The organism is Flagellimonas sp. (assembly GCF_965222555.1).
In the GTDB taxonomy this organism is placed as follows: Bacteria; Bacteroidota; Bacteroidia; order Flavobacteriales; family Flavobacteriaceae; genus Flagellimonas.
Genome location: NZ_CBDCUG010000001.1, coordinates 52,591 through 78,830, shown reverse-complemented (window position 1 = coordinate 78,830; position 26,240 = coordinate 52,591). Strand labels below are relative to the sequence as shown.

Annotated in this window: 19 protein-coding genes; 13 read left to right on the top strand and 6 right to left on the bottom strand. The window is 40.1% G+C overall.

The genetic code is table 11. The features are described from left to right. Position 1: 1 nt before the first annotated feature. From ACOQO1_RS00310 to ACOQO1_RS00270, 9 genes are all read left to right on the top strand, one after another. Positions 2-1,618 carry a sodium:solute symporter gene (locus ACOQO1_RS00310; RefSeq protein ID WP_420600899.1) on the top strand — a complete coding sequence of 539 codons (1,617 nt, stop codon included), beginning with the start codon at positions 2-4 and terminating at the stop codon, positions 1,616-1,618. A gap of 32 nt (positions 1,619-1,650) precedes the next feature. Beyond that, on the top strand, positions 1,651-2,670 hold the full coding sequence (locus ACOQO1_RS00305; RefSeq protein WP_420600898.1) for a LacI family DNA-binding transcriptional regulator: 1,020 nt from the start codon (positions 1,651-1,653) through the stop codon (positions 2,668-2,670). A gap of 105 nt (positions 2,671-2,775) precedes the next feature. Then, complete coding sequence (locus ACOQO1_RS00300) at positions 2,776-3,297, top strand: 5' nucleotidase, NT5C type (RefSeq protein WP_420600897.1); 522 nt, start codon at positions 2,776-2,778, stop codon at positions 3,295-3,297. 50 nt (positions 3,298-3,347) lie between these two features. Then, positions 3,348-4,031 (top strand): prolyl oligopeptidase family serine peptidase, encoded by a 684-nt coding sequence (locus ACOQO1_RS00295; RefSeq protein WP_420600896.1) that lies wholly within the window; start codon positions 3,348-3,350, stop codon positions 4,029-4,031. Then, positions 4,031-4,747, top strand: a complete 717-nt coding sequence (locus ACOQO1_RS00290) for a M15 family metallopeptidase (RefSeq protein WP_420600895.1) — start codon at positions 4,031-4,033, stop codon at positions 4,745-4,747. The genes ACOQO1_RS00295 and ACOQO1_RS00290 overlap by 1 nt, the downstream gene beginning before the upstream one ends. Before the next feature lie 203 nt (positions 4,748-4,950). Then, positions 4,951-5,547: a Crp/Fnr family transcriptional regulator gene (locus tag ACOQO1_RS00285; protein ID WP_420600894.1), complete on the top strand. Its 597-nt coding sequence runs from the start codon at positions 4,951-4,953 to the stop codon at positions 5,545-5,547. 426 nt (positions 5,548-5,973) lie between these two features. Beyond that, positions 5,974-6,522: a DUF4347 domain-containing protein gene (locus ACOQO1_RS00280; protein WP_420600893.1), complete on the top strand. Its 549-nt coding sequence runs from the start codon at positions 5,974-5,976 to the stop codon at positions 6,520-6,522. An 11-nt stretch (positions 6,523-6,533) separates the two neighbouring features. Continuing rightward, positions 6,534-12,728 (top strand): gliding motility-associated C-terminal domain-containing protein, encoded by a 6,195-nt coding sequence (locus ACOQO1_RS00275; RefSeq protein ID WP_420600892.1) that lies wholly within the window; start codon positions 6,534-6,536, stop codon positions 12,726-12,728. 17 nt (positions 12,729-12,745) lie between these two features. Next, positions 12,746-13,633 carry a type IX secretion system membrane protein PorP/SprF gene (locus tag ACOQO1_RS00270; RefSeq protein WP_420600891.1) on the top strand — a complete coding sequence of 296 codons (888 nt, stop codon included), beginning with the start codon at positions 12,746-12,748 and terminating at the stop codon, positions 13,631-13,633. Between the two features lie 48 nt (positions 13,634-13,681). Here ACOQO1_RS00270 and ACOQO1_RS00265 read toward each other — a convergent pair whose 3' ends face one another. The 3 genes from ACOQO1_RS00265 to ACOQO1_RS00255 all read right to left on the bottom strand — a co-directional run bounded on the left by ACOQO1_RS00265 (position 13,682) and on the right by ACOQO1_RS00255 (position 16,622). Then, positions 13,682-14,794 (bottom strand): THUMP-like domain-containing protein, encoded by a 1,113-nt coding sequence (locus ACOQO1_RS00265; RefSeq protein WP_420600890.1) that lies wholly within the window; start codon positions 14,792-14,794, stop codon positions 13,682-13,684. 73 nt (positions 14,795-14,867) lie between these two features. Next, positions 14,868-15,968, bottom strand: coding sequence for an AI-2E family transporter (locus ACOQO1_RS00260; RefSeq protein ID WP_420600889.1), 1,101 nt, complete (start codon positions 15,966-15,968; stop codon positions 14,868-14,870). Positions 15,969-15,971: 3 nt separating this feature from the next. Further along, the gene (locus ACOQO1_RS00255; RefSeq protein WP_420600888.1) at positions 15,972-16,622 is read right to left on the bottom strand and encodes a DUF4159 domain-containing protein; all 651 of its coding nucleotides are present in this window, start codon (positions 16,620-16,622) and stop codon (positions 15,972-15,974) included. A 39-nt stretch (positions 16,623-16,661) separates the two neighbouring features. Here ACOQO1_RS00255 and ACOQO1_RS00250 point away from each other — a divergent pair, with 39 nt between their 5' ends. Next, positions 16,662-17,444 (top strand): DUF1223 domain-containing protein, encoded by a 783-nt coding sequence (locus ACOQO1_RS00250; RefSeq protein ID WP_420600887.1) that lies wholly within the window; start codon positions 16,662-16,664, stop codon positions 17,442-17,444. Here ACOQO1_RS00250 and ACOQO1_RS00245 read toward each other — a convergent pair. From ACOQO1_RS00245 to tsaD, 3 genes are read right to left on the bottom strand one after another with little or no spacing between them, the layout of a single operon-like run. After that, positions 17,441-18,145, bottom strand: coding sequence for a 16S rRNA (uracil(1498)-N(3))-methyltransferase (locus tag ACOQO1_RS00245; protein WP_420600886.1), 705 nt, complete (start codon positions 18,143-18,145; stop codon positions 17,441-17,443). The two genes, ACOQO1_RS00250 and ACOQO1_RS00245, sit on opposite strands and share 4 nt — an antisense overlap. Beyond that, positions 18,146-18,475 (bottom strand): TfoX/Sxy family protein, encoded by a 330-nt coding sequence (locus tag ACOQO1_RS00240; protein ID WP_420600885.1) that lies wholly within the window; start codon positions 18,473-18,475, stop codon positions 18,146-18,148. 46 nt (positions 18,476-18,521) lie between these two features. Then, positions 18,522-19,550: a tRNA (adenosine(37)-N6)-threonylcarbamoyltransferase complex transferase subunit TsaD gene (gene tsaD / locus ACOQO1_RS00235; protein ID WP_420600884.1), complete on the bottom strand. Its 1,029-nt coding sequence runs from the start codon at positions 19,548-19,550 to the stop codon at positions 18,522-18,524. A 102-nt stretch (positions 19,551-19,652) separates the two neighbouring features. Between tsaD and ACOQO1_RS00230 the strand changes: the two genes are divergently transcribed. From ACOQO1_RS00230 to gap, 3 genes are all read left to right on the top strand, one after another. Beyond that, the gene (locus tag ACOQO1_RS00230; protein WP_420600883.1) at positions 19,653-24,071 is read left to right on the top strand and encodes a translocation/assembly module TamB domain-containing protein; all 4,419 of its coding nucleotides are present in this window, start codon (positions 19,653-19,655) and stop codon (positions 24,069-24,071) included. 132 nt (positions 24,072-24,203) lie between these two features. Beyond that, on the top strand, positions 24,204-25,190 hold the full coding sequence (gene pfkA, locus ACOQO1_RS00225; protein WP_420600882.1) for a 6-phosphofructokinase: 987 nt from the start codon (positions 24,204-24,206) through the stop codon (positions 25,188-25,190). Positions 25,191-25,211: 21 nt separating this feature from the next. After that, positions 25,212-26,213, top strand: a complete 1,002-nt coding sequence (gap, locus tag ACOQO1_RS00220; protein WP_420600881.1) for a type I glyceraldehyde-3-phosphate dehydrogenase — start codon at positions 25,212-25,214, stop codon at positions 26,211-26,213. Positions 26,214-26,240: the final 27 nt, after the last annotated feature.

Below are 26,240 nucleotides of genomic sequence, written 5' to 3'. Positions count from 1 at the left end.
TATGGAGTCAATATTGGAAACAGCCGATTGGTGGGTCTTGGCCGCTTATCTTTTGGCACTTATCGGAGTTGCCATATGGGTAGTTCTTCAAAAGAACAAAAACACCGAGGATTACTTTTTGGCTGGCCGAAATGTGGGCTGGTTTGTAATTGGGGCTTCCATTTTTGCTTCCAACATTGGTTCGGAACATGTAGTGGGATTGGCAGGAACGGGTGCCGAATCTGGAATGCCCATGGCTCATTATGAACTTCATGCGTGGATTGTTTTGCTTTTGGGATGGCTTTTCTTGCCTTTTTACTTCAGAAGTAAAGCTTTTACCATGCCTGAATTTTTGGAAAAACGATTTGATAGTCGTTCCCGATGGTTTCTTTCTGTTTTTTCTTTGGTGGGTTACGTAATCACCAAAGTGTCTGTAACCATTTATGCCGGTGGAATTGTGGTTTCTGAACTCTTGGGGATTCCATTTTGGTACGGAGCAATTGGCATTGTTGTTTTCACTGGAGCATACACGATAATTGGAGGAATGAAGGCAGTTATCTATACCGAAACACTTCAGACTGTAATTCTCATAGCTGGCTCATTGATCATTACGTATTTGGGATTGCAAGAAGTAGGGGGATGGGAAGAGCTACGTTCCGTGGCGGGAAGCGAACATTTTAATATGTGGCGACCAATCTCTGATCCAGATTTTCCATGGACAGGAATGTTGATTGGTGGAACTATTGTAGGTGTTTGGTATTGGTGTACAGATCAGTACATTGTCCAGCGTACGTTAGCGGCTAACAACATCAAAATAGGCAGGAGGGGAGCCATTTTCGGAGCCTATCTCAAACTGCTGCCCATCTTTATTTTTCTAATTCCCGGGATTATTGCTTTTGCGCTTGCCAAGCAAGGAGTATTGACTTATGAAAAAAGTGATGAGGTTTTTCCCGTTCTAGTGAAGACTTTGTTGCCAGTTGGACTTAAAGGACTTGTTGCTGGAGGACTAATGGCTGCTTTGATGAGCTCTTTGGCTTCTGTTTTTAATTCGTGTTCCACAATTTTTACAATTGATATCTATAAAAAGTTAAAACCACGTACCGCAGAAAGTAAGCTCCTACGAATTGGAAAGGTTGCAACTTCCATTGTTGTTCTCCTTGGAATTATTTGGATTCCAATCATGGAGAAGATAGGGGGCGGTGTTCTTTATCAGTATCTACAAAGTGTACAATCTTATATTGCACCACCCATTACAGCCGTCTTTTTATTAGGGATCATATGGAAGAGGGTTAACTCCAAGGCTGCTATAGTTACACTTTTCTCTGGTTTGGTAATTGCAGCACTTCGTATTCTAGCCGAAATATATCAAGCTGATTTGTCTGGGGTTCTTTTGTCTTTTGCAACAATCAACTTTGCACACATGGCAATTTTCATGTTTATATTTTCGGCGATAGTTTGTATTGGGGTCAGTTTGGCCACTAATCCACCTGACTATAGCTTGATCAAGGGACTTACTTTTGGTACCTTATCGGCAGAAGATAGACAGCTGAACAGAGAGAGCATCTCTACTATCGACATTGTACTTTCGCTGTTGCTTGTTACGGTTGTTGTATTTATTTTATCCTATTTTACTGGATAAAAGATGTTTCCGAAGGACAAAATCAATGGATTATGAAAAAACTCACCTTAAAAGACATTGCTTCCCATTTTGGGGTGTCCATCTCAACGGTTTCAAAATCACTTAAGGATAGTTCGGAAATTAGTGCAGAAGTAAAATCAAAGATTCAGGAATATGCCAGAGAGCATCGCTACAGACCAAATCGGGTTGCTCTAAATTTATTGAACAAAACTACCAGGGCCATTGGGGTAGTGGTTCCAAATATTTTAAACTATTTTTTCACCCAGGTATTTTATGGGATTGAACAATCAGCCAATGCGAGGGGATATACGATTATAAGTTGTATTTCGGATGAATCTTATAAAAAGGAACTTCAAACGGTTGAATTATTGGGGTCAGGTATCGTTGATGGACTGATACTGTCGCTTTCGGAGGAAACGCAGGCTAAGGATGAAACCGAGCATCTGCAGAACCTTATTGAAAATCATATTCCCATGGTACTCTTCGACAGGGTCACCGAGAAAATAAGTTGTGATAAAATTGTGGTAGACGACTTTGAAGCTGGTTACAACACTACAAAATACCTGCTAAAAACAGGGTGCACTAAAATTGCTGTTGTTTCTTCCATATACAATTCGAGTGTTGGGAAACTTCGGGTAAAGGGATACAAAAAAGCATTGCAAGAGAGTGGTTGCAATTATGATGAAAAAAATGTAGTGGAAGTAGGCAGGAATGATGATTTGCAGCTTTTGATATCACTTTTGTTGGACAATAGGGACATAGATGCCATAATAGCCCTGGATGAGATAACAGCTGTGGATACCCTGAATATTTTAAAGTTAAAAGGAATTGCTGTCCCGGATGAAATAGCCATTGTGGGCTTCACCAACGGAAGGCTTTCCAAATATGTGTCACCAGCATTGACCATGGTAAGTCAGCATGGAAAATATATTGGAGAACTTGCCGCTAACATTCTTATTGACCGCATTGAACACGAAGGAGAAATGCCATTTACCACCAAATTGGTAAAAACTAGCCTAATTGAAAGAGATTCTACAAAAAGAATTGAATAGTCCTTCTTTAAAATGTGGTTTTAAAAGTTAATTTTCAATGATATCTTTCTCCAAAGTTTGAGTTTCTTTCTTTTTTTTATTCCTTCGGGACTTAATCTTTTTTGAATGACATTATTTGTTGATATGGATGAGGTGCTGGCCGACACCTATGGAGCACATCTGGAATTGTACAAAGAGAAATATGGTGTGGAACTGAATCTTGCGGATTGTCATGGCAAGGAAGCTTGGGAAAGTGTACCTAAAGAACACCGTGAACAAGTTATGGGTCATGCCTGGCAGGTTGGTTTTTTCAGGAATTTAAAACTTATAGAGGGAAGCCAGGAAGTCATGGCAGAACTCAATAAAAAGCATGAGGTATATATCGCCTCAGCTGCCATGCAATTTCCAAATTCTTTAAAGGAAAAATCAGATTGGTTGGATGAGTTTTTCCCGTTTATCCCATGGCAACAACGTATACTCTGTGGACACAAGTTTGTTTTGAAGGGAGATATCCTAATAGATGACAGATCTTATAATTTAGAAAGTTTTGATGGGCGTTCGATTTTGTTTACTTCTCCCCATAATGTAAACACCAATGGATTTGAACGTGCCAACTCTTGGAATGAGATCGCAGATAAACTTTTGTAATTTAGGGCATGCAAATACCTAAAATCTTACAAAGTTCAATTGTGTTGGTAATGCTTTTTTTATTGCAAGCCTGTGCCGCCCAATCAAGGCTTATTGAAAATGAGATTGAAACGGTAAGCACCGAAAACCTTAAATATTATTTGTACTACCCTGAGGAGTATGATTCCGAGGTTGACAAAGAGTTTGGATTATTGTTGTTTTTGCACGGAGGAGGTGAATCCGGCGGCAATTTAGAGGAAATCAAGGAAAATGGTCCTCCTAAACTCTTGGTTGAGGGTAAGCAATTTCCATTTTTGGTACTTGCTCCCCAAAATCCACATAAGAAAAAGTGGTGGAACACCGAAGCGGTTATACAACTACTGGATTCTGTGGTCGAAACAAATCGGGTGGATAAAAAAAGAATATACCTTACTGGTTTGAGTCGGGGAGGAAGTGCGGCCTGGGAACTCTCTACCCAATATCCAGCTAAATTTGCAGCTATGGCAGTGGTATGTGGTATGGCTCCATTACCCTATGCACACTGGATAGATAAGAATATGCCCATTTGGGTATTTCATGGGGATAAAGATGAGGTGATTTCTGTGGAAGAATCTGATAAAATGGTGGGAAAATTAAAGCAGATGAACTATAACGTAAAGTATACAAGGTATAAGGGAGTTGGTCACAATTCTTGGAGTAGGGCATACACCAATGATTCTCTTTACACTTGGTTCAACCAACAAAAACGAGATTGATGAAGAAACTTTTGATATGTGTTTTACTGATCACCTTTGGTTCATGCAAACAAAAGGAACATAGATCCGCAGAGATTGTTCAACCTGAAACCAGTTCTAAGATCGAGGTTAAGGATTCACTCATCAGTGAACCCATTGAGGTGGTGCTTAAATCATTTGATGGACTAGCCGATACTACTTTTGTTCGATTGGCAGATTTTAGTGATGACTTTGTTTACGATATGCGGTACGCAACGGAGAACAATTTTCTGAAAGCCAAAGTATACGATTGTGCGGAGTGCTACACTAGGGTAAAAACCGCTAAAGCTCTAATTGAAGCTAATAAGACTTTTATGGAAAAAGGAGTTAAAATCAAGTTTTTTGATTGTTACAGACCTAATTCGGTGCAATATAAAATGTGGGAGATAGTGCCCAACCCTCAATATGTAGCAAATCCGGTCAAAGGTTCCATACATAATAAAGGAGGTGCTGTAGATATCACCCTAGTAGATTTGGAAGGGAACGAACTGGACATGGGTACAGATTTTGATTTTTTCGGAAAAAGGGCATACCACGATAATTTTGACCTTCCGGAGACGATAGTTAGAAATAGAAAATTACTTAAAGAAACCATGGAAGCATATGGTTTTTGGTCCATAAGAACGGAATGGTGGCATTATAACCTATCCGCGGCTTCCAACGATAAGGTGGCCAATTTTAGATGGGAGTGTAACTGATTTAATTATCTAGAGGTACAAAAAATATCCTTTGGCCAATGTTAAACATTCGACTTAATTTTCTACACCATTTTCAATACAACTTTGACAATATTAAGTTCTCAAAAGTATAAGTGAAATCTTCGAACTCAATAAAAGTTCAAAATCACTTCAATGTATTATTTTTGGCAAATTGTTCAATACCTCTAACAACCATTCTTTTAATGACTCCAAGCCAGAATATAGAGAAGAACTTGTTCATAATTCTCTATCTAAATTCCATTTACCCACTTAGTCCAAGTTTAAAATCCTATTTGGTAAAGAATGTAAAGAGTTGTTTTTTTAGTAAAAATGAAATAATAAGCAGGGAAGGAGAGGTTTGCAACCGGCTTTATATTATTAAAAAGGGCTTGGTAAGGGGCTACTTTGTAAGTGATTCGACCGAAATTACAACATGGATGGATTCCGAGAATGAGGTTTTCACTTCCATAACCGGCTTTTTCAGAAATGAGAAGAGTAAGGAGTACATACAAAGCTTGGAGGATACCCACTGTGATTATCTGGAGTACGAAGATTATAAGTACTGCCTCAACAACTTTCCAGAGATTCGTCAAATAAACAGAATGCTTCTGGAAGAATATTACATTTTGGCGGAGCACCGGGTCTATCTAGCCAGAATACCAAATGCCAAGAGACGATTGAACTATTTCATAGAAAACAACAAACCACAGCTTGTGGATAGAATACCCAGAAAACATTTGGCCTCTTTTTTGGCGATGAGGCCAGAAACCCTTTCAAGGTTAATGAAAGAAGGAGTTTAATTAAACCACCTTACTTTTTATACTTACATATCAAACACCCTTGATTTTTTACATCACACCTCCCTATTATTTCTTAAAAAAATGATATAAAATTGACATTTGTCAATTTACTTGACGATTTCATGAAATAACACTGAGGCTCTTCCGTTTTTCTGATTAAAAGTAGGAAAAAGGTTACAAATTAATAATTTGAATTGTAAGAAAAAACTAATTCCTATTAATCGAAAAACAAATCCAATTTTATGAAAGAAAGCTACTAGACCTTATCCACAAATTTTTTCATGCTTTTACTAGCGTCCCTTAAACTCCACTAGGAATCTGGGGCAACTCTGTGAATAATCACACATAGGTGATGTGACCCTTCTATGCCTAAACTTAACATCATTAAAATCAAAATTTGAAATATAACCTAAATAAACAAATCAAATGAGAAATCCATTTTACAGGAAGACCTTACCAGTCTTTTTTTTCCTTTTTCCTTTTTTAATTACTGGGGTTTTTGCGCAATCCAATGACATCCTGGTCATGGATTCCGAGTATTCCCAAAAACAACAAGTCCTTGACAATTTACCCCAAGGTATTTCTGTTGTTGAGACCAATAGCATCGATAATCCTTGGAAAACAGTTAGGGAATATCTAGAACAAAACCCCTCAGCACAGGCCATTCACTTGTTCGTGAATACAAATCACAATGCATTCGAATTTGGAGGGATATTATATGACTCGACCAAGATAGACCAGGAATCCGAACTCTCTATGCTGGAAGGTCTTTACCAAGGAACCAACATCCAACTTTTAATATATGATTGCAATCTAGGGTCTAATCCTGAAGGATTGGAACTTATAAAGAAAATAGGCGACCGATCTTATTTCAATGTTGGTGTTCCAACTAACTGTAGCTCCATATTTAGCATGGACTTGGAATTTGACCACACCACCATAAATCAACCCATCAACAAACCGATACTTAAATAGAATAATCAACCATGAGACTAACCTTTACAAGCGTATTTTCGTTTTTTGCGCTATTGTTCCTATTTGGAACCATGCAGGCCCAAACTGTTGACATGACTGTAAAACAGGGTCCGAATGTCGACGTGATGGTCACAGTGGGCTCTGCCAATGTTGACCTATCCACTTTTGAAACCGATTTGGAGCAATCCATGAACACCAAAGGCATTCCTTTGGGCAAACTACGTGTTGAAGCTTTTCAACGTAGTTCCATTTCATCCGATCAGGCTGATGCAAGTGATATCTTTAATAGTTGGGGAAAAATGAACTTTAACGGCACAGAGCCTCCCAACCATCCATCCTATGTTGGGGACTATTTTAGTTTTGACTCGGGCACCAATCGAATTATAGCCGATTTTGTAGGCAGGAACACCTCCTACGGTTGGGGTTTTGCCATGTATGACCCTGCAGGAGATATTTCTGATGGTTCCATTTCGGCAACTTTCGGACTTTCTGAAAACCCTTATGTACATGCCGAGGTTGGGTTTATCTTTCGTATGGAAGACAGCCAGAATTTTTACGCATACATAATCGATAACCATACCTACTGCGGTAACATATCAGGTTACGCTCCTGGAGATGGTTATCCTGCGGAAGCCATAATTAAGGTAGATAACGGATCTGTATCCGTATTGGCACTTAACACAAACAGCGGCAATTCCGGTTCTGCAACCTATGGTTGGGATGGGAATAGATCAGATATGTTTGCCGCCTACTATAATGGGCAGTCCATCGACTTTAAAATTGAGATGAGCGGAGATAATATCAAAGTATCCCGAAAAGGTGGCGGTGGAAGCGCTGGAACTGATTGGATTGAGGCTTTTAATTTTGATGACACAAGTCACTCTCAAGGCAGTTATGGATTCTATGTTCATGAACAATCTGGTGCTTATTTTGAGGACATTACTATTGAAAAATTAGAACTAAGAGCATTCAAAGATGTGCTCAGAGAACCCCAATGGCGAAATAGCGCCTTACGATTCAATGTGAATCTTGATGATATTGAGGTGGCTGATTTTGATGTAGATACCGATTTATCGGAAATTTTAATGCGTACCATTAACGAGGACATCCATTATATTGGATGGGGAACCAATGCCAATCAAACTCAATTTGAAAGGTTCATTACCCAAAATAATAGTAAGGGGACTTTTATAAATAGAGACTCAGGTAGTTGGTCTACATGGATAGATGCCATGGCGCAATATATTTATGATCAATACCAATTTGGTACGGTAACCGCAGGTGAGTACTTCATTGCAGGAACGTCGGTGGAGATTGATGTAGATCCATCACAATTAAAGACCAATACTGCAAATGCCAGTTACCCTAGTGGTAGATGGAAAATTACGCACGACCACACACATTTTGAAAACAACACGGGACAAGTTTCTTGGAACAATCTGTTTCTGGAAGATGTGCCGGAATATTATGAAAAACCAGGGGAATATACTTTCACTTTTGAAGAACTCCCTACTGCACCTACAACTTTGTATTTCCATAGAAGACCCGTGGCCAGCTTTACTTATAGTTCAGACACAGGATTCATCAATAACACTTCGTATGATCAAGATGGAGGGGCCAATAATGGTATTGCCCAATCTGAATGGAAATGGAAATCGGTGGATGCTGTTTCTACCAACGATTGGACTACGGGTGCATTTGACAAAAATGCCGTGGCCGATGGTCAGTATTTGATTATGTTAACCGTTCAGGATCATCAAGGAACCTGGAGTACACCATCATCCATTTATGTGGAAAAATCTTCTGGCTCAGGAGGTAGTAGTGATCTTCCCATTGCACAATTCAACATTCAGCCTGATCAGTTAAATACCTATACGGGTAATATGACCATTACCGTTGAGGACAACTCTGTTGATCCTTATGGAAGAACATTGTCGGTTGAAGAATGGATTGTGACCCAACGGACCTATGATGGGGACGGTAACCCAACCGATACGGAGATTTATAACAGTACAACACCAATGACCGATTTTTCGGCATACAATACGCTTTCCGCAGATTATATTATTAGTCAACGGGTTCAAACTGATACTGGTGTATGGTCAGAACCATTTTATAGAACCTTGACCATAGTTGATGATGATACTCTGCCCACTATTGCTGCGACTCCTGCAAGTGGAACTATAGATACGGATACGGATATTGTAATTACCTTTCAGGATGAAGCTTCAGGCAGTGGGTTTGATGTGCAACGTTATGCAATGGTCCAGAATGCCACTCCACCCGCTACTGATGATGCCAGTTGGACTTCATGGAGCAATAGTCAATCCAAAACCGTGAATTTCTCCTCAGGAGGCAATGGGTGGTACATCCATGCCGAAGCAAAGGACAATGCCGGAAATGTTGGACCCCAGACTTTTGGTCCCTACGACATTACCTTGGTGGTAAGTGCAAGTGATGATCTGGCCGTATTGGATGAGGATACCGTGTCTGACCCTATTGTAGTTCTTTTTAATGATGTGTATGATACCAATAATACCCCAACTATCACCATTACGGTCCAAGGATCCAAAGGAACGGCGACCGTAAACGGAAGCAATGAGGTAATATATACCCCCAATGCAAATGAAAATGGCAGTGATACTGTTACCTACGAGTTGGATGATGCAGGTACAAAAGTAACCGCAAATATTACCTTATCCATTATTGCGGAAGACGATTTGCCAATTTTTACCGCTCCAACTGCTGCGTTCAATGTATCATCTGCAGTGTATTCAGGTAATTCGGTTGATGTATCCTCAGAATTTGATCATACCTATGGCGTAACCTTTAGTGATGATGGAACAAAAATGTTTGTGAGCGGTATTTTTTCAAGTGAGATTGGAGAATACATACTGTCCACCCCTTATGATGTATCTACGGCAACTTATGTAGATTCATTGACCGGAATGTCGGGTAGGACCACAGGGATAAACTTCAACAGCGATGGGACCAAAATCTATTATGCAAGTGCTAATTCCGGTAACAACATTACCGAATATACACTGTCTACCCCTTATGATATATCTACAGCAACCTTTTCCCAAGCTTATGGTGCATCTGAGGCATCATCTTATTCCGATGTTACTTTTAACAATAGTGGAAGTAAAATGTATCTACTCGCCTATAACACGGATTACATATATGAATATAACTTAAGTGCTCCTTTTGATGTAGGAACAGCGATCTACACCAATAATTCTTATAGAATTACTGAAGACCCCAATCCTATGGAAATTGATTTTAATGCGGATGGCAGTCAGTTGTTCGTTATCACCATAGGTGGAGAGTTGTTGGCTTATAACTTGTCTACGCCTTATGACTTTTCCACCATAAGCTATTCAGGTTTGGTCTTTGATACTGATTCTGAAGAAGGTAATCCTTATGCCTTGGCCTTTAGTACTGATGGCTCAAAGTTCTTTGTTACTGGGGCCACCGAAAGAGTACACGAATATCACATGTTACCAGTGATAGAATTTGCCGAGAATGGAACAGGTGTGGTTACTGATGCGGTCGCCAATGATGGAGATGGTGGTGCAGATGATGTTGGAATCATATACGCTTTGGCCATTGGAGGAGATAATGACTTGTTTAGTATAGATGGTTCAACAGGTGAACTCACTTTTCAAGCTCCACCAGATTTTGAAGACCCAGATGACGCAAATGGAGATAATGAATATGAAATTACCCTAAGGGCAACTGACAGTGGCGGAACTACAGATCAAACTATTACGGTAAAAGTAACGGATGTAGATGATACACCTCCTTCTGGGTATTCAGTGTCCATAAATCAGAGCGATATTAATACCTCAAATGAAAATGCAATAAGTTTCACTTTTGCAGGTGCTGAAATAGGCGCTACCTATAATTATACGTTTAGCAGTGATGGAGGCGGAACCAATGTTACAGGTACCGGTACGATTGTTTCAGCCACAGATCAAATTTCAAATATAGACTTGAGCGGTTTGGGAGATGGAACGATTACACTGTCCGTCACCCTTACCGATACCAACAACAATGAGGGAACTGCAGTAACCGATTCCAAAACAAAGGAGACCGATGTTGATGATGATGGAGTAAAAGACGATACTGATAATTGTTTGAATACAGCCAATGCCGATCAATTGGATACCAATAATGATGGCGAAGGAAATGCATGTGACGACGACGATGATGGAGATGGAACATTGGACGTAGATGATGACCTTCCCTTGGATCCTACCGAGGATACCGACACGGACGGTGACGGAACGGGCAACAATGCCGATACCGATGACGATAACGACGGGACCGATGACGGTGATGATGCCTTCCCCTTAGATCCTACGGAGGATACCGACACCGACAATGATGGCACCGGAGACAATGCCGATACCGATGATGACAATGATGGTACGGATGATGGTGATGATGCCTTCCCCTTAGATCCTACGGAGGATACCGACACCGATAATGACGGCACCGGGGACAATGCCGATACCGATGATGACAACGACGGTACCGATGACGGTGATGATGCCTTCCCCTTAGATCCTACGGAGGATACCGATACCGACAATGATGGGACCGGGGACAATGCCGATACCGATGATGACAATGATGGGACCGACGATGGCGACGATGCCTTCCCCTTAGATCCTACGGAGGACACCGATACCGATAACGATGGTACCGGGGACAATGCCGATACCGATGATGACAACGATGGGACCGATGATCGTGACGATGCCTTCCCCTTAGATCCTAACGAAGATACCGATACGGACAATGACGGCACCGGGGACAATGCGGACACGGATGATGACAACGATGGTACCGATGATGGTGATGATGCCTTTCCGAAAGATTCTAACGAAGATACCGATACTGACAATGACGGCACCGGGGACAATGCCGATACCGATGATGACAATGATGGTACGGATGATGGTGATGATGCCTTCCCCTTAGATCCTACGGAGGATACCGACACCGATAATGACGGCACCGGGGACAATGCCGATACCGATGATGACAACGACGGTACCGATGACGGTGATGATGCCTTCCCCTTAGATCCTACGGAGGATACCGATACTGACAATGACGGTACCGGGGACAATGCCGATACCGATGATGACAACGATGGTACCGATGACGGTGACGATGCCTTCCCCTTAGATCCTACAGAGGATACCGATACCGATAGTGATGGTACGGGCGACAATGCCGATACCGATGATGACAACGACGGTGCCGATGACAGTAATGATGCCTTTCCCAAGGATGCCAATGAAGATACAGATACCGATGGTGATGGTACCGGAGACAATGCCGATACCGATGATGACAATGACGGTGCCGATGACGGTGATGATGCCTTCCCCTTGGATCCTACTGAGGATACCGATACCGACAATGATGGAACCGGAGACAACGCCGATACCGATGATGATAATGATGGTACAGATGACGGAGATGATGCCTTTCCAAAGGATGCCGATGAAGACACAGATACGGATGGGGATGGTATAGGCAACAATACCGATATGGATGATGATAATGATGGAGTACCTGATACGGAGGATAACGATCCATTGGATAATACGGATACGGATAATGATGGAATCCCTGATTCACAGGACGATGATGATGACAATGATGGTACCGATGACATAGACGATGTCTTTCCATTAGATCCCAATGAAGACACAGATACGGATTGGGATGGTATAGGAGACAATGCGGATACCGATGACGATGATGACGGAGTGCCGGATAGTGATGACGCTTTTCCAAAAGATCCAACGGAAAATGCAGATAATGACAATGATGGAATTGGTGACAATGCGGATACCGATGATGATAATGACGGAGTAGTGGATGCGGAAGATGATTTTCCTAACAATTCTGAGCCACTTGTTGTACCAGCCCAAGCATTTACACCTAATGGTGATGGAATGAATGAGGCCTGGGTAATTCCTGGAATAGATAACTATCCCGATAATACCGTAAAAGTGTTCAACCGTTGGGGACATGTTGTCTTTGCCACAAAAAGCTATAGAAACAATTGGGAAGGATTTTACAAAGACAATAATGAAAAACTTCCACCTGGTTCCTATATGTATGTCATTGACCTCGGTGATGGATCAAAATTAATCCAAGGTTGGATTTATATTAACTATTAGACAAAAAACATAACATAATGAAGAATTTAATATTGGTTTTAGCAATAGTTGTGGGTTCATGGATGCAGACCATCTCCGCACAGCAAGACCCACACTATACCTTTTACAGGTACAATATGAACTTAATAAACCCCGCTTATGCTGGATCTAGCGAAGGAGCAGAGCTTACCTTGGGGTTACGCAGTCAATGGGCTGGGGTAGAAGGAGCTCCAGAAAGTCAGAGTGCACTTTTTTCCATGCCTGTTGGTTCAAATGTTGGTTTGGGCGTATCCATACTCAACGATCAAACTTTTATTGAGAACCAGACTTGGGTAGGCATTGACTTTTCGTATAGACTGAAAGTAAACGAGGATTATACACTCTATCTAGGTTTAAAAGCTAGTGGAAATTCGTATAGTGCCAATACCACCGGACTTATAACCTATGGTATGGGTCAGGATGGTACCTTAATGGATTTTGAGAATAGGTTTACCCCTAATGTGGGTGTGGGTGCTTACTTGAGGCACAACGATTATTTTGTTTCCTTATCAGCTCCAAAATTGCTGACCCCTGACCGTTTGGAGGAAAGCGACGGGAGTGCCTTCCTGAGCAAAGATAGGAGGCATATATATTTGATGGGAGGCTATGATTTCAAATTGGGCAAGAATTTGAACCTTCAAGCCAGTAGCATGTTGCGCTATGTGAATGCATCTCCCATATCTTTGGATGTTACATCAATCTTTGATTTTGGACAACGGTTCAAGTTTGGTGCTTCGTACCGCCTTGACGAAGCGTTGAGTGGAATGTTTATGTTCGATATAAGTTCAGGTTTCCATATAGGCTATGCCTACGAAGCTGCCTTAGAAAACTCAATCAATAACGTTGACAACAGTTCGCATGAACTTTTTATGAGGTTGACCATGTAAAAGAAACTTGATGAAGATAAAAGGTGTGGATGGTTTTTATAAAATCACTCACACCTTTTTTGTTTCTATAACAATGAGCTCGTCGTTTAAACTTTTTGTGAAAAAGAGATAGCAATCCCCACCATCCTTTATTTTGTGTTTTTTACGAAGTTCAGCAACGGTCATCGGGAAATTCCTAATAGTAATGTTTGCTTTAGCAATACCAGAATCTTTAAGTACCTTTTTTGAATAGGGCTGTGTTTTGATAATTTCAAACCTTCTACCTGGAAAATCCACCAGATCGGTTGAGGTATACAGATGTGAGTGCTGATGCAATTTTTTCAACCCAAATTCATTAGCCACGGATTTGAACCCTCCTGATTTCAGAATTGCGGAATTTGGCTCATAAAGATACTTTTCCGGACTACTAAAGCCAGGGGAAGTAAATTGTTCATTTTTGAGGGAAAAGCTGAAAACCTCTTCTTTGCCTCGAACCAAGTTCACTGTTTTGATGGTTATGTCGCCTTCAAATTCATGTTCCAATATAAAGAGCAATTCCTTAACATCATTTTCAAGGGCAACGACATGGATTTCTTTGACAAAATCCAATTCTTTTATTCCTTGTGAAATATCCAGAAGAGGAGAGGTTTTTACAAGGACGTTTGTTGTTTTTTCAAAAATTGAAGGTAAATGTTCGGGAAGATTTGGAATGCAATCCTTCAGTAAAAAAACTTTTTCTTTTACATCATTCCTTCGAGAGGGATCAATATAGACCCAATCATAATTTTGGTTGGAGGTTTTTAAGGTTTCAATTCCATTCCTTCCAATGCAGGTAATATTACTTTGATTTAAAATTTCAAAATTGTGTTGGGCAATTTGGCTAAGTTCTGGGTCAATTTCACAATGTAAAACCTGGTCCATTTTTTTGAAAAAATAGTAGGTGTCCACACCGAGACCACCGGTTGCATCCAAAAGCAATTTTCCAGACACTAATTTGGATTTGTAGGCTGCCGTTTGTTCCGAACTGGTTTGCTCAATATTGAGTTTGTTTGGATAATAAATACCTTCGGTATTGAACCATGTAGGTAGTTTACCCTTACACTTTTTCTTGGCTTCCAGTTGTTCGGCGAGTTCTTTTTGGGAGATACCCTCAAAAATTGGTTTTTTCAATAAAACTGACATGATGTCAGTACTCCAATTTTTTTGTATAAAATTCTGTACACCAGTATTTAATATCAATTTATTCAAACTGATACTATAAGTTTTTTGTTAACTTTTTCACGAAGGCATTTTCAGCCAAAAACTCCTTTAAAATCACCTTTATAGCCGTATACCCGGGTACGGCAACCACCATTCCTACCACCCCAAAAACAAGTCCGGCAATAATGATGACCAAGAAAATTTCCAGCGGGTGCGATTTAACACTTGTTGAAAAAATAAAGGGTTGCGAAAAGAAATTGTCTATGAGTTGACCAATGGTCAAACCAATCAAAACATACAGTGCTTTTGGTAAAATAACCGTGCTGAAATCGGCTCCCAAAAAGCTGGTCATGGTAAGGGTGATCATGATAGCTCCACCGATGATGGGACCAATGTATGGAATGATGTTGAACAAGGCGCAGAGGAATGCAATTACTATGGCATTTTCTACTCCAACGATTAACAATGCAATGGTGTAAATGACAAACAAAATGAAAAGTTGGAGCAGGATTCCAGCAAAATATCTGGAAAGTAATCCATTGATTTTGTCCACAGATTTAACCAAATTACTTTCCTTATTATCTGGAACAAAGACCAACATTCCGTTTTGAAATAACTTGCTGTCCTTTAAAAAGAAAAAAGAAATAAAAAGCACCGAAAAAAGGCCAATGCTAAAACTACTGAGCGTATTCACGAATGAGTTGAGAAAGTTTGGGATGAATCCCAAATCAAGACCTTCCAAAACATTTTTTTCCAAGTGTGAATCCTGTATTAAATCAGAAACCTTATCCGTCGTAGCTCCAAAGTATTCCAAAATTTGCAGGTATAATGTGTTCACATCTGCTTTTAAGGCTTCAATATCCAATAACGAGAGGTTTTTGCTCTGTTCTGAAATCAAGGGAATAAACAAAGACAGGATTCCCAAAAAAATACCAACCATTAAAGCCATGGTCACAATCACGGCCAAGGTATTGGGAAACTTCAATTTTCTGCGAAGGAAAAGCACAATAGGCCTGCCCAATAATGCTATTACGGCTGCTATGGCCAAGTAGGCCAATACAGATTGTATCTTGAATAGAAAATATCCCAAAAGAACAATTCCGGCAACTATCGCTACAGCTCTCAGGATTCCGTTGGCTATAATTTTTGAATTCATTGGTTAACTTTTAAAGGCGTACTCCAGTATGTTAGCGCCCATTTGTAATGCTTTTAATCGTACTTCCTCAGGGTCGTTGTGGACAGACGGGTCTTCCCACCCATCACCGAGGTCGCTTTCAAAAGTAAACAATAACAGCAATCTTCCATTATCAAAAATTCCAAGTGCCTGTGGTCTTTTCCCATCATGTTCGTGTATTTTGGGGAGGCCTTCGGGAAACGAAAATCGCTGACTGAAAATTGGATGGTCCGCACCCAATTCTTCCAGTTGTTTTTCTGGAAAGACTTTTTTCAACTCCCTTCGTAAGTAAGGTTCCATGCCATAGTTGTCATCAATATGCAAAAAGCCTCCTGAAAGGAGATAGGTTCTTAGATTTTCGGCTTCATCATCGGAAAAATATACATTTCCATGACCTGTCATATGAAGGTAGGGATATTGAAAAATAGATACACTGCCCACTTCCACCGTTTCCGGTTTTTCGTTGATTTTAGTGTCGATATTATTATTGCAAAATGCTATTAGATTGGGTAGTGCGGTAGGGTTGGAATACCAATCACCACCACCTCCATATTTTAAAACAGCAATCTGTTGCGCATAACAGTGCCCAATCACAAAAAAAGTTAAAAAACAGCCTAAAAAGGTAAGTTGTTTCATGTAGGTGCGAATAACTAAGAAATCAAAAGTACAGTATTCATGTTTAAAAAAATCTTAATTCCTTCATTTGCGTTTTTTGCAATGTCATTGGTTGCACTCTATGCAGCCAGAGAGGAGGATAGGGCAACTGAGGAAAAGAAAGTTGAGGAGGGTATATATAAGCCAGTGGTGGTATTGGAGCTTTTTACTTCACAAGGGTGTTCAAGTTGCCCTCCTGCGGATGTACTTCTGGAAAAAGCAAAAAAACAGTATCCAAATGAGGTATTTGCCTTATCATATCATGTGGATTATTGGAATTATATCGGTTGGGAAGACCCTTTCAGCAAATCAACGTTCACGAAAAAACAAAGGGATTACAATCGAAAATTTCAATATAGAAGTAACTACACCCCGCAATTGGTGGTTAACGGAAAAGAACATTTTGTGGGATCAAATGGTTCAAAACTGGCATCAAGAATCTCAAATTACAAACTCAAAAAGGCAGAGAACAGCATTGTGCTTAAAAACATTTCACTATCCGGTTCCAATATTTCATATGATTTTAAGGCGGAAGGAAGTCTAGAGGGAAAACAGCTCAGGGCAGTTTTGGTTTTGGATGAACGAACGACTTCGGTGAAGCGGGGGGAAAATAGAAACCGTACATTAAAGAACAGCAATATTGTTATTGCCGAAAATTACGCACTATTGCAATCTTCTGAAGGCAAAGCTACAATCTCTGTTCCTACGATAGTTTCAAAAAATGAAGCGCTGACCTTGATGTTACTGGTTGAAGCAGACAATCTTGATATTACCGCTGCCACAAAAGCCTCTGTGATGCTTTAATTGTTGATAATGGAAACTGTGGAACAGGCTACTATGGCGGCGGTTTCTGTTCTTAAACGAGTATTGCCCAACGATACGGAAACAAATCCATTCTCCTTGGCAAGAGCAATCTCTGAGGTGCTGAAATCCCCTTCAGGACCTATTAAAATGGTGACATCCTTATCGGCTGCAACACGTCTTTTCAATTCCATTTTTTCACCTTCTTCGCAGTGGGCAATAAATTTCAACCCTTTTATTTCTTGCTGTAAATAGTCATTATAGGAGATAGGAGGGTTCAATTTAGGCAGCATAGTCTGTAGGGATTGTTTCATGGCTGATAAGATCACCCTTTCCATACGTTCCAATTTTATAATCTTCCGTTCAGAGCGTTCACAAATAATGGGTGTAATCTCGTCAACACCAATTTCAGTGGCTTTTTCCAAAAACCACTCATATCGGTCGTTCATTTTGGTAGGGGCCACAACCAAGTGTAATTTATAGCGTTTGGGAACGGTCTTATCTTCAGAGATAATCTGAGCTTTGCACTTTTTGGGGTCGGCTATCAGAATTTCGGCTTCAAAAAGATATCCTTTGCCATTGGTAATATGCAGAACGTCTCCTTCTTTTTTTCTCAGGACCTTGACTATGTGTTTGCTTTCCTCTGAAGAAAAGAAGAATTGCTTGAAACTGTTATCGAGTGACGGGTTATAGAAGAGTTGCATTTATTTCAATTTACTTTTTGCATGTTCAAGACCTAATTCAATCCAGTGTTGTAATTGCTCTTCGGTTTTAAAACCTTCAGGAGATACAAAAATGAATTCTTTCATAGGTTTTCCGGTGAAATCCATTGGTCTTACGAACTCCTGTTGAAGAAAGGTATCCATTTTTGAACCAATCACCCGAACCATTAAATCATTTTTAACTGGCCCAACGGTCATTTTTCCTTGATATAAAAAGGCAACCCCTCCAAACATTTTCTTTTCGGTAAAATCCTCAGGAAAAATTGTTATCGCATTGCGAATTCTTTTCACCAATTCTTCGTTATATGCCATTTTAGTCCAAATGAAATATTAAGATTGAAAAGGTATAAATTTAAAATCAACTTCCAATGGTGTAACGTGCCTTGGCTGCGACTTTTTGGTCGGTGAATTTTCCTTCCAAGAACTTTAGATAGCCAACAATACCAATCATACCGGCGTTATCGGTGCAGTATGAAAATTTGGGGATATAGGTTGTCCAGCCCATGGTTTTCTCAGCTTCTTTTAGTCGAGACCTAATTCCGGAATTGGCTGCAACCCCACCGCCAATAGCAATCTGCTTTATCCCGGTCTGGTTGACGGCAAGCTTTAGCTTGTCCATCAAAATTTCCAATATGGTATGCTGCACCGAAGCACAGATGTCCTTAATATTTTCGGAAACAAAATCAGAATTCTTTTTGGTTTCACGCTGAAGAAAATATAGAATGCTTGTTTTTAGTCCGCTAAAACTGAAGTTGAGACCATCGACCTTAGGTTTTGGAAAAGGAAAGGCTTTTGGGTTTCCTTCTTTGGCATATTTGTCGACCAATGGACCCCCTGGATAGGGCAATCCCATAAGTTTGGCACTTTTATCAAAGGCTTCGCCTACCGCATCATCCAAGGTTTCACCAAGAACCTCCATATCAAAATAATTGTTCACCCTAACAATTTGCGTGTGTCCTCCACTAATGGTCATGGCCAAAAATGGGAATTCAGGCGCCCTCATGTCTTCTTCCTCAATAAAATGAGCCAAAATATGGGCTTCCATATGGTTTACCTCAATTAGGGGAATAGTAAGTCCAAGTGCCAAAGACTTGGCAAAAGAAGTACCCACAAGTAACGAGCCCATTAGCCCAGGACCTCTGGTAAAGGCTATGGCGGATAGTTGTTTTTTATCGATATTTGCCTTGGCCAAGGCTTGATGTACTACCGGAACAATATTTTGTTGATGTGCCCTAGAAGCCAATTCTGGGACAACACCTCCATATTGCTTGTGTATTTCTTGTGTTGCCACCACATTACTCAATACTTTTGTATTGCATAAAACGGCTGCAGAGGTATCGTCACAAGAAGATTCTATTGCAAGAATGTAATTTTTTTTGGATGCCACTGGTTTTGGAACAAAAATTGGTCGAGCAAAGGTAAAACATAAAGCCCTATCAGAAAACTCAGGAAAATACTGCTTCGCATACTATTGGCAATTCTGCTGATCATGGTCTTGGGCTCCCTTATACTTTCCCTACCTGTAGTACAGACCAAGATGGCCAAATATGCTACAAAGTCCCTCAACGAAGAGTTTGGCACCAACATCAATATCGATCGCTTGGGATTGTCCCTTTTCAACTTGAACACTGGGATTAAAGGTATTTATGTTGAGGATTATAAGAAGGATACTTTGTTCTATATTCAAAAACTTTCGACCTCCATTTTAAACATTCGGAATATGATGAATGGCAAAATGGAATTTGGTGACATTGATGTGGACGGCCTGTTTATGAACTTAAAGACGTATGAAGGAGAACGGGATACAAATTTGGATGTCTTTGTTGCCAAGTTGGATGATGGAAAGCCAAGGGCACCAGGTACACCTCCCTTTTTTATGTCGTCAGATGAAATCCAGATATTGAAAGGCAGGTTCAGACTTTCCGATGAAAATTTGGAAACCGAAGAAACCCTGAATTTTACGGACATGGAAGTCTTGGCCAAAGAGTTTCAAATTTTAGGACCTGATGTTTCCCTAAATATTGAAGATCTTTCGTTGCTGAGTAAAAAGGGCATTGCACTTGAAAAACTTTCCACAAAATTTAAATATACCAAACAGCAAATGCAATTTGATTCCTTGGGTATCCAGACTAAAGAATCCAATATCAAAGGGAATCTGGTATTTAATTACAATCGAAAGGATTTCGCCGAATTTTTGGATAAGGTTCAGATCAAGGCCTATTTTGACGAATCCAAAGTGTCACTCAATGACATTAATGCACTTTATGATGAGTTTGGCACCGATAAAATGGTCTCATTTACAGGAGATGTAAGCGGGGTGTTGAACCAATTGAAGGTACAGGACCTATTTGTACAATCAGAGAATACTGGAATCAGGGGAGATTTCGAGTTTGATAACATGTTCAGTCAAGAAGCACCGTTCATCATGCGTGCCGATATTGAGAATATAACCTCGAGTTACTATCAATTAAGATCGTTGCTTCCCAGTATTTTAGGAAAAAACATTCCTTCTTCTCTACAAAAATTAGGTCAATTTACCGTACGGGGAGATGCGGAAGTGACAGAAACATCACTGGATGTACAGGTCAATCTGAATACTGCCATTGGGAGTAGTTATGCCGATTTGCAAATGACAAACATTCAGACCAATGATGATGCCTCTTATATTGGGTTTATATCCCTTATGGACTTCAACCTAGGGAATTTTGTTGAAGATGACCAACTGGGGTTGGCCACATTGGATGTCAACGTTGAGGGAAAAGGTTTCATAGCGGAATATCTAAACACCGAAGCCATTGGAGAAATATATAAATTGGAATTTAATGATTATGAATACAATAATCTAAAGGTATCCGGTGTCTTCAAGGAAAAACTGTTCGATGGTTCAGTAGTGAGCAGTGATGAGAATTTCAAGTTTGATTTTAAGGGGCTCGCCGACTTTGGGGATGATGCCAACAACTTTAATTTTATTGCTTCGGTTGCACATGCCGATTTAAGAAGGTTAAACTTTATCAATGATAGTGTGTCCATTTTTAAGGGTGATTTAAATATGGATATTGAAGGTAGTACCCTAGATAATATTGTAGGGCAGGTACGCTTTTCCAATACTACTTATCAGAATAAAAACGAGACCTACTATTTTGAGGATTTTGCGGTTTCTTCATCTTTTGATCAGGATACTTTGCGTACAGTGGAAATAAACTCACCCGATATTATTACAGGTTATGTGAAGGGAAAGTTCAAGGTAGGGGAGATCGGAAGATTGGTCCAGAACTCTGTAGGAAGCATATATACGAACTATAAACCCTTTGAAATCTCTGAGGGGCAGCAGCTAAGCTTTAATTTTAAGATTTACAATAAAATTGTGGATGTCTTCTTCCCCGAGGTCACCTTTGACCCCAATACCTTTATAAGAGGAGATATTATTTCAGATGAAGGAGATTTTAAATTAACATTCAAATCACCAAGTATTGAAGCCTATGGAAACAGCTTTGACAATATTGAACTAAAGATAGATAACAAGAATCCGCTTTTTAACACCTTTGTTTCTGTAGAAGATATGTCTACCGTCTATTATGACGTTAAGGACTTCAACCTTATAAATACTACGCTTAAGGACACCTTGTTCTTTAGAACGGAGTTTAAAGGTGGAAGAGGATTTGATGATAGCTACAATCTAAACTTCTACCATACATTTAATGAAGAAAATAAATCGGTGATAGGGTTAAAAAAATCCGACATCAATTTTAAAGGGAACAAGTGGGTACTTAACAAGCAAGGAAACAGTAAAAACAAGGTCATTATCAATAAAACATTGGATAGTATAAAAATAGAAGATGTTGTAATGGATAATAATGACAGGGAACAGATTAGGCTAAGGGGAGAACTGGCCGATTCAACTTATAAAGATTTGGATCTTCAATTTAAGATAGTATCTCTTAATAAAATTACCCCAGCTATTGATAGTTTAAAACTGGATGGTTCTGTGGATGGCTTTCTGAATATTTTGCAAAAAGACGGAAAATACTTGCCGACATCCAGTTTAAATATAAAGGACTTCAATGTGAACAGCCGGCGCATGGGAGATTTGGAGATAGGCATTTTTGGGAATAATGATCTTACCCAATTTGGAGTCAGTACCTGGTTGAGTGATGATGGTAAAGAAAAGCTGAGCATCAATGGAAAGGTGACAAGTCAGAACAAAAAACGGCAGCTGGATTTGGCAGCAAACCTGACTGACATGGATTTGGAACCTTTTAGCCCGTTGGGAGATGGGGTCATATCCAATATTAGGGGTAAAGTGAATGGGTTTGCAAAGATTACGGGGGATGTCTCCAATCCGTCGATTAATGGCACCCTTAGTCTTAATGAGGCGGGGATTGGTATTCCCTATTTAAATGTGGACTACGATTTTGCACCCTATTCAAGGGTACGTCTTTTTGACCAAACCTTTTATTTTGAAAATATTGGTCTTACGGACGTAGCTGAAGGAACAAAAGCAACATTGGATGGAACCATCAATCACACAGCCTTTGATGATTGGTCATTGGATTTAGACGTGGATACCAACAACAATCGCTTTTTAATATTGAATACGGAGTTTGACGAAGAAGCGTTGTACTATGGAACAGGCTTTATTAATGGAACAGGGAGCATTTATGGTTCTACAGATGCTCTTACCATTGCCGTGGATGCTACAACTGCACGAGGAACTTCCTTAAAGATACCACTGAGTGATGTTACCAGCGTAGGCGACTATTCCTTTATCAATTTTATTGAAAAGGGAAGCCAAGAATCTTTTAAGGAGGAACGGGTATTACAAGATTATCAAGGTTTGGAAATGGCTTTTGACCTCGAGGTGACCCCTGAAGCGGAAGTTGAAATTGTGGTGGATCAAAATACTGGAAGCTCTTTAAAAGGTACTGGAGAGGGTATTTTGTTGATTGAGATTAATACCAATGGTAAGTTTAATATGTATGGGGAATTTGTTGCGGTGACTGGGGAGTATAACTTTAAGTATGGAGGAGTCATTGACAGAAAGTTCCAAGTGCGTCCTGGAGGAACAATCCTTTGGGAACGTGATCCTCTAGCGGCTCAACTTAATCTGGAAGCAGTATACCAACTTAATGCAAATCCTGCACCACTGTTGGATAATTCCGGATATACTGGAAGAATTCCAACAGAAGTGGTGGTACGTTTGGAAGGTGAACTGGAAAGCCCTAATATTAGTTTTGATATCGATTTTCCTGGTACTAGCTCTGTTGTGCAAGCGGAATTGGAGTATAGACTTCAAGATCCAACTGTAAAAGAACGCAATGCTTTTTTCCTATTGGCGCAAGGTTCTTTTGCAAGCGAGCAAACGGGAATTAACCAGCAGGCCGTGACCGGTAACCTGATTCAAACCGCTTCTGGACTTTTGAACCAAATCCTGGCTGGGGATAATGATAAATTCAATTTAGGTGTTTCCTATGAGCAAGGTTTTGTAGACCCCAATGCCGATATTTTAACAGAGGATAGGATTGGTGTAACAGTTTCTACCCAGATTTCCGACCGGGTTTTGGTGAACGGTAGGGTTGGGGTTCCAGTAGGAGGAGTCTCTGAGACCGTTGTTGCCGGAGATGTTGAGGTTCAGGTATTGCTGAATGAAGAAGGAACATTGAGCGCAAAGATTTTCAACAGGGAAAACCAGATACAACAATTTGCGGAGCGACAGGGGTACACCCAAGGTGTGGGACTTTCATATCAGGTGGATTTCAATAGCTTCAAGGAGCTGATGCGAAAGATATTCAATAAGAAAGAAAAGAAGGTCGACCCTCCAAAACAAGAGCAGTCCACTGAAATTATGGGAAATGATAGCCTAATTCGCTTTCGTTCCAAGAATACCACCACCAAGAAGTTATCAAATTAAAGGGGGGTATTTTTAGAAATTCTCAAAAAAAAAACTACGAAAACGTTTGCGTAAATAACCAAAACCAAATTAGGTATTATGTCATTCATTAATTAAATAAAGTTTCCTAGTTTTGGTCTCTTAAAATTTTAAATGGGGTCAGAAATCAAAAAAATAGCGGTACTTACCTCAGGTGGAGATTCCCCAGGAATGAATGCCGGAATTCGCTCTGTAGTAAGAACTTGTGCCTACTTGAAGATAGATTGCGTAGGTGTCTATAGAGGATATCAGGGAATGATCGAAGGAGATTTTAAGCCTTTGGATGCCCGAAGTGTAAACAACATAATTAATAAAGGTGGTACTATCCTAAAATCGGCTAGGTGTGAAGAATTCAGAACAGCTGAAGGAAGAAAAAAAGCGTATGACCAACTACTAAAAGAAGGTATTGATGCCTTTGTGGTAATTGGTGGAAATGGCAGTTTTGCCGGTGCTTTGATTTTCAATGAAGAATATAACTTTCCGGTAATGGGAATGCCAGGAACCATTGATAACGATATTCTTGGATCTACCTATACCATTGGTTTTGATACTGCCATAAATACTGTGGTGGAAGCAATCGACAAAATACGAGACACGGCCAGTTCCCATAACCGCCTTTTCTTTGTTGAGGTAATGGGAAGGGACGTTGGCCATATTGCGCTGAATGCTGGTGTTGGGGCAGGTGCTGAGGAAATCCTTATTCCAGAACAAAATTTGGGATTGGAACGCTTGCTGGAATCGCTTAAGCGAAGTAAAAAATCCGGAAAATCTTCCAGTATAGTTATTGTGGCCGAAGGGGACAAAATAGGCAAGAATGTTTTCGAACTTAAAGAATATGTCGAAGAACATTTGCCCATATATGATGTTCGTGTGTCCGTTTTGGGGCATATGCAACGCGGTGGAAACCCAACATGTTTTGATAGGGTGTTGGCCAGTAGAATGGGTGTAAAGGCCGTAGAAAGCTTGTTAGAAGGCAAATCTAACTATATGGTTGGGATTCGTGACAACCAACTTATACTTACGCCAATTAGCGAGGCCATCAAGGCCCACACGGAAATAGATGAGGAACTTGTGAAGGTTTCGGATATAATGACTACATAATAAAAAACAAATACAGAAAAGATGTCAAATTTGAAAATTGGAATTAACGGATTCGGTAGAATAGGAAGATTGGTGTTCAGAGCTACCGTAAAAAGAGCAAATGTGGATGTGGTCGCAATCAATGACTTGTTGGATGTTGAGCATCTAGCATATTTATTGGAGTACGATTCGGTTCACGGGAGATTCGATGGAACTGTTGAGGTAAAGGATGGAAACCTTGTTGTAAACGGCAAAACTATCAGAATTACTGCGGAAAGAGATCCTAAAAATTTAAAATGGGATGAAGTAGGTGCCGATATCGTAGCTGAATGTACGGGTATCTTCACTACTTTGGAAACTGCACAGTACCATATTGATGGAGGAGCCAAAAAGGTAGTTATCTCAGCACCTTCAAAGGATGCGCCAATGTTTGTAATGGGTGTTAACCATAACGAGGTAAAAGCTTCGGATACAATTGTATCCAATGCATCTTGTACCACAAACTGTTTGGCGCCGCTGGCAAAAGTATTGAATGATGAATTTGGGATTGTAGAAGGTCTTATGACCACAGTACATGCCACTACAGCAACACAAATGACCGTTGATGGGCCATCAAGAAAAGACTATCGTGGAGGAAGAGGTGCTTTATTGAATATTATTCCAGCATCAACTGGTGCTGCAAAAGCGGTAACCAAAGTAATCCCAGAGCTTTTGGGAAAACTTACAGGGATGGCTTTTAGAGTACCAACTTCAGATGTTTCTGTTGTTGATTTAACCGTAAGATTGGGAAAAGAAACTTCTTATGATGAGATCAAGAAAGCTTTCAAGGATGCATCAGAAGGAGATTTAGCTGGGATTTTGGGTTATACCGAAGAGCCTGTGGTATCACAAGATTTTGTAGGCGATGCTAGGACAAGTATTTTTGATGCAGGTGCTGGAATGGAATTGAATTCCAATTTTTTCAAAGTGGTTTCATGGTATGACAATGAGGCTGGCTATTCCAATAAATTGATTGATTTAGCTGAGCACGTAGCTAGTCTTTAATTTATTATCTTATAAGAAAATCCAGGA

Coding starts and splice junctions, on each gene's coding strand:
- ACOQO1_RS00310 (WP_420600899.1), top strand. CDS start 2: ATGGAGTCAATATTGGAAACAGCCGATTGGTGGGTCTTGGCCGCTTAT.
- ACOQO1_RS00305 (WP_420600898.1), top strand. CDS start 1,651: ATGAAAAAACTCACCTTAAAAGACATTGCTTCCCATTTTGGGGTGTCC.
- ACOQO1_RS00300 (WP_420600897.1), top strand. CDS start 2,776: ATGACATTATTTGTTGATATGGATGAGGTGCTGGCCGACACCTATGGA.
- ACOQO1_RS00295 (WP_420600896.1), top strand. CDS start 3,348: ATGCTTTTTTTATTGCAAGCCTGTGCCGCCCAATCAAGGCTTATTGAA.
- ACOQO1_RS00290 (WP_420600895.1), top strand. CDS start 4,031: ATGAAGAAACTTTTGATATGTGTTTTACTGATCACCTTTGGTTCATGC.
- ACOQO1_RS00285 (WP_420600894.1), top strand. CDS start 4,951: ATGACTCCAAGCCAGAATATAGAGAAGAACTTGTTCATAATTCTCTAT.
- ACOQO1_RS00280 (WP_420600893.1), top strand. CDS start 5,974: ATGAGAAATCCATTTTACAGGAAGACCTTACCAGTCTTTTTTTTCCTT.
- ACOQO1_RS00275 (WP_420600892.1), top strand. CDS start 6,534: ATGAGACTAACCTTTACAAGCGTATTTTCGTTTTTTGCGCTATTGTTC.
- ACOQO1_RS00270 (WP_420600891.1), top strand. CDS start 12,746: ATGAAGAATTTAATATTGGTTTTAGCAATAGTTGTGGGTTCATGGATG.
- ACOQO1_RS00265 (WP_420600890.1), bottom strand. CDS start 14,794: ATGTCAGTTTTATTGAAAAAACCAATTTTTGAGGGTATCTCCCAAAAA.
- ACOQO1_RS00260 (WP_420600889.1), bottom strand. CDS start 15,968: ATGAATTCAAAAATTATAGCCAACGGAATCCTGAGAGCTGTAGCGATA.
- ACOQO1_RS00255 (WP_420600888.1), bottom strand. CDS start 16,622: ATGAAACAACTTACCTTTTTAGGCTGTTTTTTAACTTTTTTTGTGATT.
- ACOQO1_RS00250 (WP_420600887.1), top strand. CDS start 16,662: ATGTTTAAAAAAATCTTAATTCCTTCATTTGCGTTTTTTGCAATGTCA.
- ACOQO1_RS00245 (WP_420600886.1), bottom strand. CDS start 18,145: ATGCAACTCTTCTATAACCCGTCACTCGATAACAGTTTCAAGCAATTC.
- ACOQO1_RS00240 (WP_420600885.1), bottom strand. CDS start 18,475: ATGGCATATAACGAAGAATTGGTGAAAAGAATTCGCAATGCGATAACA.
- ACOQO1_RS00230 (WP_420600883.1), top strand. CDS start 19,653: ATGGTCTTGGGCTCCCTTATACTTTCCCTACCTGTAGTACAGACCAAG.
- pfkA (WP_420600882.1), top strand. CDS start 24,204: ATGGGGTCAGAAATCAAAAAAATAGCGGTACTTACCTCAGGTGGAGAT.
- gap (WP_420600881.1), top strand. CDS start 25,212: ATGTCAAATTTGAAAATTGGAATTAACGGATTCGGTAGAATAGGAAGA.